The following is a 12,801-nucleotide window of genomic DNA, read 5'->3' as shown; positions in this document are numbered from 1 at the left end:
AGGAATGGGTGAGCTGCCTCCTCATGCCCCGTCGTCCAGCAGGACGAAGCTGTCCTTGGTGCCGCCGCCCTGGCTGGAGTTGACCACCAGCGAGCCTTCCCGGAGGGCGACCCGGGTGAGCCCGCCCGGCGCGACGCGGACGCCGTCGCTGCCGGTCAGCACGAACGGGCGGAAATCGACATGGCGCGGGGCTAGGCCCTGCTCGACCAAAGTCGGTACGGTGGAGAGCGCGAGGGTCGGCTGGGCGATGTAGCGGTGGGGCTCGGCGACCAGCGCGGCGCGGAACTCCTCGATCTGGGCTTTCGTCGCGGTGGGGCCGACGAGCATGCCGTAGCCGCCCGAGCCATCGACCAGCTTGACCACCAGCTCGGGCAGGCGATCGAGGACATATTTCAGCGCCTGCGGCTCGCGGCAGCGATAGGTCTCGACATTGGGCAGCTTGGCCTCGCCGCCCGAATAGAAGCGGACGATCTCGGGCACGTAGCTGTAGATCGCCTTGTCGTCGGCGATGCCGTTGCCCGGGGCGTTGAGGATCGCGACATTGCCGGCGCGGTAGGCGGCCATGATGCCGGGGACGCCGAGCATCGAATCCGGGCGAAACACCAGCGGATCGAGGAAGTCGTCGTCGATCCGGCGATAGATCACGTCGACCTTCACGCGCCCCGCAATGGTCTGCATCCAGACGACATCGTCGTCGACGACCAGGTCCGCCGCCTCGACCAGCTCGACGCCCATCGAGTCCGCGAGGAAGCTATGCTCGTAATAGGCCGAGTTGAAATGGCCGGGGGTGAGCACGACGCAGACTGGGCGGGGATTGTTGCCCGGCGCGACGGACTGCATCGTCTTGAGCAGCATGTCCGGATAGGAGTCGACCGGCGCCACGCGGAAGTCGCGGAACAGCTCGGGGCAGAGCCGGATCATCGCCTCGCGATTCTCCAGCATATAGGAGACGCCGGAGGGGGTGCGGGCATTGTCCTCCAGCACATAGAACGCGTCCGGGCCGGTGCGGACCAGGTCGATGCCGCAGATATGCGCCCAGACGCCGTGGGGCGGACGGACGCCGTCGACCTCGGCGCGGAACTGCTCGTTGAGGTAGATCAGCTCGGGCGGGATGATCCCTTCCTTGAGGATCCGCCGCTCGCCGTAAATGTCTTCGAGAAAGGCGTTGATCGCCTCGACCCGCTGGACCAGCCCCTCGGAGAGCCGCTGCCATTCGCCGGCGAGGAAGACGCGGGGGACGATGTCGAACGGGATGATCCGCTCCGCCGCCTCGGTGTCGCCATAGACCGCGAAGGTAATGCCCAGCTGGCGGAAGGCGGCCTCGGCGGATTGCTGGCGGCGCTGAAGCTCGGCGGCATCGGTTTCGGCCAGCCATTGCGACAGCGCAGCGAATTCGGCGCGCGGACGCTCAGGCCCGCCATGCCCCCAGATTTCGTCGAACGCTCCCGGTGCCCCCATGCGCCTCCCAAATGCCGATATTATCAGCGGGTTCCATGCTGCATCGCTTTGCTGCGTTGCACAAGGGGGTACTCCCTCTCCCCTTTAGGGGAGAGGGCCGGGGAGAGGGAGATCAGCTCGCGTATTTGACGCTGCAGCCATAGGGGCGCGTCTCGGGCACCGATACCGCCTTGCCCGCACGGATCTCGGCCAGCGCGGCGAGGACGTGGTTGCGGGCGCCGGCGATGTCCCCGACATCGGCGGTCGGCTTGTCGTCGATCCCGCCCTTATAGGCGAGCTGGCCCTTGCCATCGATGATGTACAGGTGCGGCGTGGTCTTAGCGCCATAGCCCTTGCCGACCAGCCCCTTGGGGTCGAGCAGATAGGCGGTCGGCCTGGCCTTGGCGCCCGCCACGAACTTCTGTGCCTCGGGCCCGGTCATATGGCCCTGCTGGCCCGGCGCGCCCGAGTTGATCGTCAGCCAGACCACGCCCTGCGCGGTCGCCGCGGCCTGGGTCTTCTGCATGTTGCCGCTGCCATAATGCTTCTTCACGAAGGGGCAGCCGGGGTTGTTCCATTCGAGCACCACGGTCTTGCCGCGATAGGCGGAGAGGTCGACGACCTTGCCGGTCATGTCGAGGGCGCGGAAATTGGGGACGGTGGCGGCGACCTCGGGCTCGGCCATCAGCGGGGCGGCAGCGATACCTGCCGCAACGACCGCGGCATCGACCAGCATGCGATGAATCATCTTCGCTCTCCTCTTCAGCCCCCGCTTGCGAGGTCGCGCAGCATGTCCTGCGTGAGGATCTGGGGCAGGACTCGCGGCTCGGCCTCGCCCGGCTTGTACCACAGATAGAGCGGAACGCCCGCACGGTTGTGCCGCTCGATGAAGCGGCCGAGCACAGGGTCGCCATCGGTCCAGTCGCCGACCAGCACGGTAACCTTGTTGTCGGCCAGCGCCTTCTCGACCGCAGCGGTCTCGATCACCGCCTTCTCGTTGACCTTGCAGGTGAGGCACCAGTCGGCGGTGAAATAGGCGAAGACCGGCTTGCCCTGCGCGGTCAGCTCGGCAAGCCGTGCCTCGCTGAACTTCTCGGCGCCGGACACCGCCTTGCTCTCCGCCGGCGCCGCCTGGACGAAAGCGATCGCGCTGATAGCGACCAGCAACAGCACCCCCGCCGGCGCCCAGGCGAGCGTCTTGCCCTTGCGCTGGCGCAAGCCCGTCCACCACAGGCCGAGCGTCGCGAGCAGCGCCGCGGCCAGACCGATCGTCATGCCCGGCACGCCCGCCTGCCGCCCCAGCACCCAGGCGAGTGCCAGCGCGGTGAGGAACATCGGCACCGAGAGGATGCGGCGCAGCGTCTCCATCCAGGCGCCCGGCTTGGGCAGCAGGCGGCGCAGCGGCGGGATGAAGCCGAGCAGCAGGAAGGGCAAGGCGATGCCGAGGCCGAGGCCGCCGAACACCGCCAGCGCGGCCGGCCAGGGCAGGACCAGCGCGGCGCCCAGCGCCGCGCCCATGAACGGTCCGGTGCAGGGCGTCGCCACGAACGCAGCGAGCGCGCCGGTGGCGAAGGCGCCGCCGGTGCCCTTCGACGCGGCACGGTTGACGAAGCCCGGCGCGGACAGCTCGAACAGGCCGGCAAGGTTGAACGAGATGCCGGTGACGAGCAGCAGCAGCACGAGGATCACGCGCGGATCCTGGAGCTGGAACGCCCAGCCGAGCGTCGCCCCGCCGGCGCGGAGCGCGAGCAACGCGCCGCCCAGCACTAGGCAGACCAGCACCACGCCCGCGGTATAGGCGAGCGCCTCGGCACGCGGGCTGCCGCCCTCGGCATTGGCCTTGGCGAGGCTCAGCGCCTTCAGGCTGAGGATCGGGAAGACGCAGGGCATGATGTTTAGGATCAGCCCGCCCAGTACCGCGCCGAGGAAAGCCAGGACCGCGCCGGTCCACGGCAACTGCGCAGCCGGTGCGGCACCGCTGGCCACCGGAACCGTGCCGGGCACCGCCTTGACCCAGAAGCCCTGCTTGCCGAACGCCAGCAGCCCCTCGATCGGCCCGACCGACTTCACGCCCGCGGTATCGACCACCACCCGATCGCCGTCGCGCACCACTTTCTGGGGCGCGGCATAGTCGAACGCACCGTGGGTGGCCGGGAAGAAATAGCCCTCGCCCTCCGCCTTGGCCGCGGCGGGGAACGGCACGGCGAAGCGCAGCGCCTTGCCCGTAACCTGATAGGTCCCTTCCGAACCGAGCGGCTTCGGGAGTGCCGCGCGCCAGGCATCGAACCGGGCACGGCGATCGGGGGCGACGCTGCCGTCGCCGATCTGGAGCGTGGTCGACAGGTCCGCCTTGCCCGGCACGCAGATCGCGTCGGTGCAGACGAGATAGCTGAGCTTCAGCCGGATCGGGAACGCACCCTTTGCATCGGCCGGGACCTTGAGCGTCACCAGCGGCGCGAAGGGGCCTTCATAGACATAGTTCATCAGTCCGGCGATCATCAGCCGCTGTGGCACCGGATAGCGGAAGTCGCCGGTGCTAGCGCCCTGGGGCAGGGTCCATTCGGCCCGCGCCGGCAGGCCGGCGTCACCGGGGTTGAGCCAATAGGCATGCCAGCCCTTCTCGGGCACCGAGGCGAGCGCGAGCGTGACCTCGCTGCCGGGGGCGGGGCGGTCACTCTCGGCAACCAGATCGATCCGCACATGCTGCTCGCCGGGCGCCTGGGCCATCGCCACGCCGGCAAACAACCAGAACATCAACGCCATCAATCCGAAACGAACCGTCGCCATGGAGCGTCCTTGCCGTGGAAGAGCTGTTGGCCCAATAGCAGCCCGGCAGGATTTGAACACGCCGGAGGTGGCCAAAGCATGAAGTCGTTCCGTCCGCTCGCGGCAGCCGTCGCGCTGCTCGCTGCAGCACCGCTCGCCGCGCAGGAGACCCCGCCGGCGCAGATCGTCCCTTCCGAGGCGCCGCGCGCCGCGCCGTCGCTGGTGGTGGTGGTCTCGGTCGACCAGTTCTCGGCCGACCTGTTCGCGGAATATCGCGCGCAGTTCAGCGCGGGCTTCGCGCGGTTGATGACCGGCGCGGTCTTCCCCTCGGGCTATCAGAGCCACGCGGCGACCGAGACCTGCCCCGGCCACTCGACGATCCTGACCGGCGACCATCCGGCCAAGACTGGCATCATCGCCAATGACTGGACCGATTTCAGCGCCCCGCGCGAGGACAAGACCGTCTATTGCGCCGAGGACGAGAGCGTGCCCGGCAGCAATTCGAACAGCTACACCGTCTCGGACAAGCATCTGAAGGTGCCGACGCTGGGCGAGTGGATGAAGCTGGCCGATCCGCAGAGCCGCGTCGTCTCGGTGGCGGGCAAGGACCGCGCCGCGGTGATGATGGGCGGCCACAAGACCGACGAGATCTGGTGGTGGAACGGCAAGGCGTTCGTCTCCTATGCCGGTCGCGCCGAGCCGGCGATGGTCACGCGGATGAACGCGAACGTGACCAAGCGCATCGGCGAGGCGCAGGAGCCCCTCGAGCTGCCGCCCTTCTGCCAGGCGCGCAGCCGCGCCTTCCAGCTCAACCCCAGCCGCAGCGTGGGCGCCGGCCGCTTCGCGCGCGCGGCGGGCAACAGCATCGCCTTCCGCGCCTCGCCCGAGTTCGACGAGGCGATCGTGGCGACCGCCGCCGGCCTGGCGACCGACATGAAGCTCGGCCAGTCGGGCCATACCGACCTGCTGATCGTCGGCGCCTCGGCCACCGACTATGTCGGCCATACGCTGGGCACCGAGGGCAGCGAGATGTGCCTGCAGCTGCTCTCGCTCGACCAGACGCTCGGCAAGCTGTTCGCGGTGCTCGACAAGACCGGCATCGACTATGCCGTGGTGCTGACCGCCGACCATGGCGGCCATGACATGCCCGAGCGCAACCGCGAGCATGCCGCGCCGATGGCGGCGCGCATCGCCAAGGGGCTCGACGCCAAGACGATGGGCAAGGAGATCGGTGCGGCGCTGAACATCAGGGGTGCGGTGCTGGTTGGCGGCAATTCGGGCGACGTCTATCTCGCGCCGGACCTGAGCAAGGCGGACCGCGGCCGCGTGCAGGCGGAGGCGATCAAGCGCTGGACCGCCAATCCGCAGGTCGAGGCAGTGTTCACCCGCGCCCAGATCGCGGCGACGCCGATCGTCCACACCCCGCCCGAGACGTGGAGCCTGCTCGAGCGTGCCCGCGCCTCCTACGATCCGCAGCGCTCGGGCGACCTGGTGATCGCGCTCAAGCCGCGCGTCACGCCGATCGCCGGCACCGAGGGCGGCTCGATCGCCACCCATGGCAGCTTCTGGGACTATGACCGCCGCGTGCCGATCCTGTTCTGGCGCAAGGGCATGACCGGATTCGAGCAGCCGCTGTCGGTGGAGACGGTGGACATCGCCCCGACGCTGGCGGCGATGATCCATGTGCCGGTGCCGGTGGCGATCGACGGCCGCTGCCTCGACCTGGATGCCGGCCAGGGTGACACCTGCAAGTGATCCGCCTGGAAGTCCGCCGGGTCATCGTCTTCACGACGAACTTCGCCGCGATGCGCGATTTCTATCGCGACGTTCTGGGGCTGGAGCTCGCCGAGGAGGAGGACGGCTGGGCGGATTTCGACGCGGGGCCGATCCGGCTGGCGATCCACGCCGGCCGGGGTGGCGGCAGTGGCGAAGCGGGTGCGCACAAGATCACCTTCTTCGCCGCGGACGTGGAGGCGGTGCGCGCCGAGCTGATCGCGCGCGGCGTGAAGATGGGCAAGGTGAGCCGGTTCGACGAGACCGCGTTCTGCGACGGGCATGACCCGGACGGGAACCGATTCCAGATTTCGAACAGGGGCTGATCCACTCCCTCTCCCCTTCAGGGGAGAGGGCCGGGGAGAGAGGGAGTTCAGGTGCCTTCGACAGGCCCCTCTCCCCCGCCCTCTCCCCGCAAGCGGGGAGAGGGAGATTACCGCCGCCGCTCGAAGATGCGGATGCCGGGGCCGAGGTCGTTCTGGCCGAGCGGTCCCACCTGGCCGGTGAAGTCCGCGACGAAGGCCGGGTTACCCGGCGCGCCGGGCGCCAGCGTCGCGGTGTTGCCTTCGATGCGCAGACCGGTCGACGGATAGGTCCGGCCCTCTGCCGCGACCACGATCAGGCCCGAGCTGTTCTCCTTGCGCGGCCCCTGGACGAAGGTGTTGCCGGTGATCGCGCCGGTGCCACCCTCGGACAGGTCGATCATGTAGTTGGTCTTGTTACCCTTCGAATCGTCGAAGCTGTTGCCGGTGATCGTCACCCGACGGGCGCGCAGCTTGACGTAGTGGCCGCCGGTGCCGCGCTCGAAGCGCGAGTTGGTGACGATCACGTCGCCGTCCACCGCGAGATAGATCGCGTGGCTGCAATTCTCGGTCTCGCACTGGCCGAGCCCGGCGAAAGTGGTGTGGTCGATGGTGATGCGGCGCACCGTCTCGTGCCCGCCGCCGAGGATGCCTTCCTGGCTGTCGAGGAACATCGAGTTGGTGACGGTGAGGTCGCCCATCTCGATGCGGATGCCGGCGCCATTGCCGTCGGGCACCGCGAAGCCGCGGAAGACCACGCCATCCACCGCCGAGCCGCGCCCGCGCAGCACGAAGGCGGCCTTTTCCTCGCAGACCTGGTTCTCGAAGATCGCGGTGCCGGGCTGGACCGCCTTGAACGTGATCTTGCCGCCGGTCTGGACGGTACACTCGCGGTAGGTGCCCGGCGCGATCAGGATGGTGGCCGTGCCGTCGCGGACCGCGTTCACCGCGTCGTCCAAGTGGGCGAAGCCCTGGCCGGTCTCGGCGATGACGAAGGGGGCCGATCGCTGCTGCTGGGCGACAGCAGGCGCGGCGATCAGGGCGAGAGCCGAGAGGATGGGCAGGCGCATGCTGAGGCTATGCAGCATGAGGCGTTAAATCTCCCCTTATCGTCATCCCGGCCCACAGCCGTCATCCCGACGAAAGTCGGGATCTCAGGCGATGGCGCGGGGAAGGAGCCGCACGAGATCCCGGCTTTCGCCGGGATGACGGCTACTATTTGAACGTCTTGATAATGCCCGAAAAATCCAGCCCCGCGCCCTCGCCATCGACGAACGCCTGGTAGATCTCTTCCGCCCGCGTCCCCATCGGCACCTGCGCGCCGACACTTGCCGCCGCCTCCAGCGCGAGCTTGAGGTCCTTGAGCATCAGCGGCGCGGCGAAGCCGCCCTGATAGTCGCGATCGGCGGGGCTTTCGGGGCCGACGCCGGGGACCGGGCAATAGCTCGTCATCGACCAGCTTTGCCCGGAGCTGACCGAGGCGATGTCGTAGAAGCGCTGGGCGTCGAGGCCGAGCTTCTCGGCCAGCGCGAACGCCTCGCAGGTGGCGACCATCGTCGCGCCCAGGATCATGTTGTTGCAGATCTTGGCGCCCTGCCCCGCGCCGCTGGCGCCGGCATGGATCACCGCCTTGCCCATGTCGGCCAGGAAGGGCTCGGCGCGGCCGAAAGCCTGTTCGGTGCCGCCGACCATGAAGGTGAGCGTGCCGGCATTGGCCGCCGCGATGCCGCCCGAGACGGGGGCGTCGACTGCCATCAGCCCGCGCTCGGTCGCCGCCTGGGCGACGCGGCGGGCGGTGTCGACGTCGATCGTCGAGCAATCGATCAGGATCGCGCCGGGCGCGGCATGGTCGAGCAGCACATCGGCATAGGTCGCCTCGACATGCTTGCCGGCGGGCAGCATCGTGATCACCGCCTCGGCACCGTCCACCGCTTCGACGGCGCTGGCGGCAGGCAGGCAGCCCGCGGCCTTCGCCTTGTCGAGCGCATCCTGGCTCAGGTCGAAGGCGCGGACGTCATGCCCCTTCTTCGCAAGGTTCGCGGCCATGCCACCGCCCATATTGCCCAGGCCGATAAATGCTACGCGTGCCACTCGTTTCTCTCCTTGTTCCCCTTCCGCTTGCGGGAGGGGTTAGGGGAGGGCCTGTCTGACCTCTCCCCGGAATTAACAGCCCCTCCCCCGACCCCTCCCGCAAGCAGGAGGGGAGGAAGAAGAGCTTACTTCCCCGTCCAGTTCCCCGGACGCTTCTCGACGAATGCCGTCATGCCTTCCTTCTGATCGGCGGTGCCGAACAGCGCGTGGAACAGGCGGCGCTCGAAGGCGACGCCCTGGGCAAGGCCGGTCTCGAAGGCGGCGTTGACCATCTCCTTGTTCGCCAGCACGGCGAGCGGCGCCATCGAGGCGATCGCCTGCGCGGTCTTCACCGCTTCCTCGACCAGCTCGGCGGCGGGGAGGATGCGACTGACCAGCCCGGCACGCTCGGCTTCCTGGGCATCCATCATCCGACCGGTGAGGCACATCTCCATCGCCTTGGCCTTGCCGACCGCGCGAGTGAGCCGCTGCGAGCCGCCCATGCCGGGCGAGACCGCGAGCTTGATCTCGGGCTGGCCGAACTTGGCATTGTCGCCCGCCAGGATGAAGTCGCACATCATCGCCAGCTCGCAGCCGCCGCCCAGCGCATAGCCCGAGACCGCGGCGATCACCGGCTTGCGCGTGCGGGTGAACACGTCCCAGCCGGCGAAGAAGTCATGGCCGTACATGTCGGCAAAGCCCTGGGCCTGCATCTCCTTGATGTCGGCGCCGGCGGCGAACGCCTTCTCGCTGCCGGTGATTACCGCGCAGCCTTGCGACGGATCGGCGTCGAACGCCTTCATCGCATCGAGCAGCTCGGAGAGGATCTGGCTGTTCAGCGCATTGAGCGCCTGGGGCCGGTTGAGGGTGACCAGCGTGGCGCCGCCGCGCTGTTCGACGAGGATGGTTTCGTAGCTCATTCAGGCCTCCTGATGCAGGCGCTCGACATTGGCGAGGAGCGTGGCGAGCTGTGCGGGGGTCGCGTGCTCATGCGCCTCATCGGTCGAGCTGGGGCTGTTGTCATACGGGATCGGTTCGTCGAACTGATCGGCCGCAAGGTCCCAATAGCGTCCGTCGATCCGGTTATAGAAATGGGTGCCGCCCTTGGTGGCGGTCTTGAAGATCTCGCCGCCGAACGCGCGCTGGACGGCGAGCGCCGTCACCGCGCATTGGTTGCGGCAGGGATTGGCCGGATCGAAGGCGTCCGCGATCGTCTCGGCGCTCCAGGCGCGTTTGACGGCATGATAGAAATCAGCGGGCGTGGCGTAGCGCATCACGGGTTCCATTGCTGATCGGCGGGCAGCGGTGCGAAGATCGCGTCGACCATCGCATCGCTGACGCCTTCAAGCGTAGCGGGGTTCCATTGCGGCGCATTGTCCTTGTCAACGATCAGCGCGCGGACGCCTTCGATGAAGTCATGGCTCTGCGCGACGCGGCTGCCGATGGCGAATTCCTGCGCCATCTCCTCGGCGAAGCTCGCCCTGGAGCGGCCCTCGCGGACCAGGCGGAGCGAGACCTTCATCGACTGCGGCGACTTGGTGCGCAGCGTGGCGAGCTGGGCGGTGGCCCAGTCGCCGCCATCGGCTTCGAGCGCGGCGAAGATGGCTTCGACCGTGTCGGCCGCGAACAACCCGTCGATGGCTTCGCGATGCGCCAGAATCGGCCCTTCGATCGCGCCCGAATAGCCCCATGCCGCCAGGATCGCCTCCAGCCGATGGGGTTCGCCGACAATTTCGGCCTTCATGGCTTCGAGGAGGGCCGACGGCACATGATGCGTGGCGAGACCGAGCGCGAGGCACTCGTCGCCATTGAGTCGGTGGCCGGTGAGCGCGAGATACTCGCCCATCTTCCCCGGCAGGCGCGACAGGTACCAGCCGCCACCGACATCGGGGAACAGGCCGATGCCGGTCTCGGGCATGGCGAACTTGGTGTTCTCCGTCGCCACGCGATACCTGGCCGGCTGCGAGATGCCGACGCCGCCGCCCATGGTGATGCCGTCCATGAAGGACACGACCGGCTTGGCATAGGTGAACAGCGCGTGGTTGAGCTGATACTCGACGCGGAAGAAGTCGCGAGCTTCGTGGCCGTCTCCGGCGCCGCTCTCGGCGATCATCCGGATGTCACCCCCGGCGCAGAATCCGCGCCCCTCGGCATGGTCGATCAGCACGATCTCGACCGCAGGGTCATTCCGCCACGCCGTCAGCGCATCGAGCATCGCCCGGCACATGCCGGTGTTGAGCGCGTGGATCGCCTTGGGGCGGTTGAGCCGGATACGGCCAGTACGGCCTTCGATCTGGATGAGGACATCGTCGGTCACTGGCGCGTCAGCTCCCGGCCGACGATCATCCGCATGACCTGGTTGGTGCCCTCGAGGATCGAGTGGACGCGCAGGTCGCGCCAGAAGCGCTCGATCGGATAGTCCATCAGATAGCCATAGCCGCCATGCAGCTGGAGCGCGCGGTCGACCACCGAGCTGCCGGTGTCAGTGGCGAAGCGCTTGGCCATCGCCGCGAACTTGGTCTTGTCCGGTGCGCCAGCAGTCACCTTGGCGGCGGCGAGATAGAGGAGCGCGCGCGCGGCCTCGAGCTCGGTCGCCATGTCGGCCAGCACGAACTGGGTGTTCTGGAAATCGGCGATCGGCTTGCCGAACTGCTGGCGATCCTTGGTGTACTGCACCGCCTCGTCGAGGCAGCGCTGGGCGCCGCCGAGCGAGCAGGCACCGATGTTGAGGCGGCCGCCATCGAGGCCCATCATCGCGAAGCGGAAGCCGGCGCCCTCGTCGCCGACGCGGTTCGACACCGGCACGCGGACATCCTCGAAGGTGACCTGGCGCGTCGGCTGCGAGTGCCAGCCGAGCTTGCGCTCATTGGCACCGAAGCTGACGCCCGGCATGTCCTTGTCGATCACCAGGCACGAGATGCCCTTGGGGCCTTCCTCGCCGGTGCGGACCATCGTCACATAGACTTCGTTCTCGCCGGCGCCCGAGATGAACTGCTTCGAGCCGTTCACGACATAATGATCGCCGTCGCGCACCGCGCGCGTCTTGAGCGCCGCCGCGTCCGAGCCCGAGCTCGGCTCGGTGAGGCAATAGGAAGCGATCCGCTCCATCGTGATCAGCGAGGGCAGATACTTCGCCTTCAGCTCGGCGCTGGCGAAGGTGTCGATCATCCAGCTCGCCATGTTGTGGATCGAGATGAACGCGCTGGTCGACGGGCAGCCATAGGCCATCGCCTCCATGATCAGCGCCGCCTCGAGCCGGCCGAGGCCGATGCCGCCGCTTTCTTCCGACACATAGATAGAGGCAAAGCCGAGCTCGGCCGCCGCCTTGATCGTGTCGCGCGGGAAGATGTGCTTCTCGTCCCACTCGGCCGCGTGCGGAGTGATCGCATCGGCGGTGAATTTCCGCGCCATCTCCTGGATGGCAAGCTGGTCGTCGGTGAGTTCGAACTGGGTCATGGCTTCTTTTCTTCGTGAAGGACGCGCTCTGCGAAGAGGGCGTTGGCGATCTTGACGTCGTTGCGCTCGTACCAGCGCGGCTTGGGGAGCTTTTTCTCCCAGGCGATCTGCTCGATCAGCGTGCCGGCAGTCCAGGCGACGTCGGGCTTTTCGAGATGGATGGGATCGGCATAGGCCTCGTCGGCGCCGATGATCGTCCAGCCGTCCTTGCGCAACGCGTCGATCAGGTCGCCGAGGAACAGCCCAGCCATATCGGTCTCGTGCAGCAGCAGGACATGCGCGGGCGAGCGGCCGAGCGCGCGGCGTGCGAGGTCGTCGCCGAAATCGGCGGACTCGACATGCGTCTCGACATAGAGATCGCGCAGCGCGTCCATGTCGATGGTCTTGCCGGCCTTCTTCGCGGCGATTGCCTGGCCTTCCATGTTCCAGTCGGACCCGTCGATCGTCGCATAGCCGTTCATCAGCCCGCGTGCGGCGAGCCCGGTGCGGACGGCGTCGCGCTTGGCCTTGTCCGGCCCGCCCTCGTCGAGAAAGGGGAAGCGGAACCAGGGGCGGTACGCCTTGCCCTGCGTCTTCAGATAGGCGGCGGCGCGATCGATATCGGCGAGATAATAGTCGGCCGAGACCTTGGTCAGCTTGGGGTGGCTGTCGGTATGGTTGGCGAGCACGCCGCCGGCGGCGACATAGGCGGCGATGCGCTTGGGCGCGTCGATCCCCGAGCCGAAATGGACGATGCGGACCGGGTTCAGGAAGAAGACCGGCTGGGGCACCTTGCGCGAGTGGAAGATCTCGACCAGCCGGGCGGTGCGCTCGTCGGGCGTCAGGAAGGCGCCGGCGCCGCGCGGCACATCGTCGAAGCTGAGCGCGATCCGCTTCCCCGCCACCGGCTGGGGTGCCGCGATGACGTTGATCGTGCGCTGGCCGGGCACGACGAATGCCAGCGCGACGACGTAGATCAATGTCTTCAGGACCCACCGCAACACGATCACGCCCCTGC

At 68.0% G+C, this 12,801-nt stretch carries 12 protein-coding genes; 2 read left to right on the top strand and 10 right to left on the bottom strand.

Annotated elements, in window-relative coordinates; translation table 11 throughout:
• Positions 1-21: 21 nt before the first annotated feature.
• The 3 genes from J2W22_RS09775 to J2W22_RS09765 all read right to left on the bottom strand — a co-directional run bounded on the left by J2W22_RS09775 (position 22) and on the right by J2W22_RS09765 (position 4,224).
• Positions 22-1,458, bottom strand: a complete 1,437-nt coding sequence (locus J2W22_RS09775) for a circularly permuted type 2 ATP-grasp protein (protein ID WP_307118087.1) — start codon at positions 1,456-1,458, stop codon at positions 22-24.
• Positions 1,459-1,570: 112 nt separating this feature from the next.
• Entirely contained in the window at positions 1,571-2,185 is a 615-nt protein-coding gene (locus J2W22_RS09770) for a redoxin domain-containing protein (RefSeq protein ID WP_307118086.1), read from the bottom strand.
• Positions 2,186-2,199: 14 nt separating this feature from the next.
• Positions 2,200-4,224: a protein-disulfide reductase DsbD family protein gene (locus tag J2W22_RS09765; RefSeq protein ID WP_307118085.1), complete on the bottom strand. Its 2,025-nt coding sequence runs from the start codon at positions 4,222-4,224 to the stop codon at positions 2,200-2,202.
• A gap of 78 nt (positions 4,225-4,302) precedes the next feature.
• Here J2W22_RS09765 and J2W22_RS09760 point away from each other — a divergent pair, with 78 nt between their 5' ends.
• Entirely contained in the window at positions 4,303-5,958 is a 1,656-nt protein-coding gene (locus J2W22_RS09760) for an alkaline phosphatase family protein (RefSeq protein ID WP_307118084.1), read from the top strand.
• The gene (locus tag J2W22_RS09755; RefSeq protein ID WP_307118083.1) at positions 5,955-6,302 is read left to right on the top strand and encodes a VOC family protein; all 348 of its coding nucleotides are present in this window, start codon (positions 5,955-5,957) and stop codon (positions 6,300-6,302) included. Before J2W22_RS09760 ends, J2W22_RS09755 begins: the two co-directional genes overlap by 4 nt.
• 107 nt (positions 6,303-6,409) lie before the next feature.
• Here the strand turns inward: J2W22_RS09755 and J2W22_RS09750 are convergent, their stop codons facing one another.
• The 7 genes from J2W22_RS09750 to J2W22_RS09720 form a co-directional block, all read right to left on the bottom strand.
• On the bottom strand, positions 6,410-7,366 hold the full coding sequence (locus J2W22_RS09750; RefSeq protein ID WP_307118082.1) for a right-handed parallel beta-helix repeat-containing protein: 957 nt from the start codon (positions 7,364-7,366) through the stop codon (positions 6,410-6,412).
• 127 nt (positions 7,367-7,493) lie between these two features.
• The gene (gene mmsB, locus J2W22_RS09745) at positions 7,494-8,369 is read right to left on the bottom strand and encodes a 3-hydroxyisobutyrate dehydrogenase (RefSeq protein WP_307118081.1); all 876 of its coding nucleotides are present in this window, start codon (positions 8,367-8,369) and stop codon (positions 7,494-7,496) included.
• Between the two features lie 125 nt (positions 8,370-8,494).
• A complete protein-coding gene (locus J2W22_RS09740) occupies positions 8,495-9,268 on the bottom strand; it encodes an enoyl-CoA hydratase (protein ID WP_307118080.1) in 774 nt (257 codons plus the stop codon).
• Positions 9,269-9,622: a YunG family protein gene (locus J2W22_RS09735; RefSeq protein ID WP_307118079.1), complete on the bottom strand. Its 354-nt coding sequence runs from the start codon at positions 9,620-9,622 to the stop codon at positions 9,269-9,271.
• On the bottom strand, positions 9,622-10,665 hold the full coding sequence (locus J2W22_RS09730; protein ID WP_307118078.1) for an enoyl-CoA hydratase/isomerase family protein: 1,044 nt from the start codon (positions 10,663-10,665) through the stop codon (positions 9,622-9,624). Before J2W22_RS09730 ends, J2W22_RS09735 begins: the two co-directional genes overlap by 1 nt.
• Positions 10,662-11,804: an acyl-CoA dehydrogenase family protein gene (locus tag J2W22_RS09725; protein ID WP_307118077.1), complete on the bottom strand. Its 1,143-nt coding sequence runs from the start codon at positions 11,802-11,804 to the stop codon at positions 10,662-10,664. Before J2W22_RS09725 ends, J2W22_RS09730 begins: the two co-directional genes overlap by 4 nt.
• Positions 11,801-12,787, bottom strand: coding sequence for a polysaccharide deacetylase family protein (locus tag J2W22_RS09720; RefSeq protein WP_307118076.1), 987 nt, complete (start codon positions 12,785-12,787; stop codon positions 11,801-11,803). The genes J2W22_RS09725 and J2W22_RS09720 overlap by 4 nt, the downstream gene beginning before the upstream one ends.
• Positions 12,788-12,801 lie beyond the last annotated feature (14 nt).

Source organism: Sphingomonas kyeonggiensis, from assembly GCF_030812785.1.
Taxonomy (GTDB): Bacteria; Pseudomonadota; Alphaproteobacteria; order Sphingomonadales; family Sphingomonadaceae; genus Sphingomonas; species Sphingomonas kyeonggiensis_B.
This window is presented reverse-complemented; position numbering and strand designations above follow the sequence as displayed.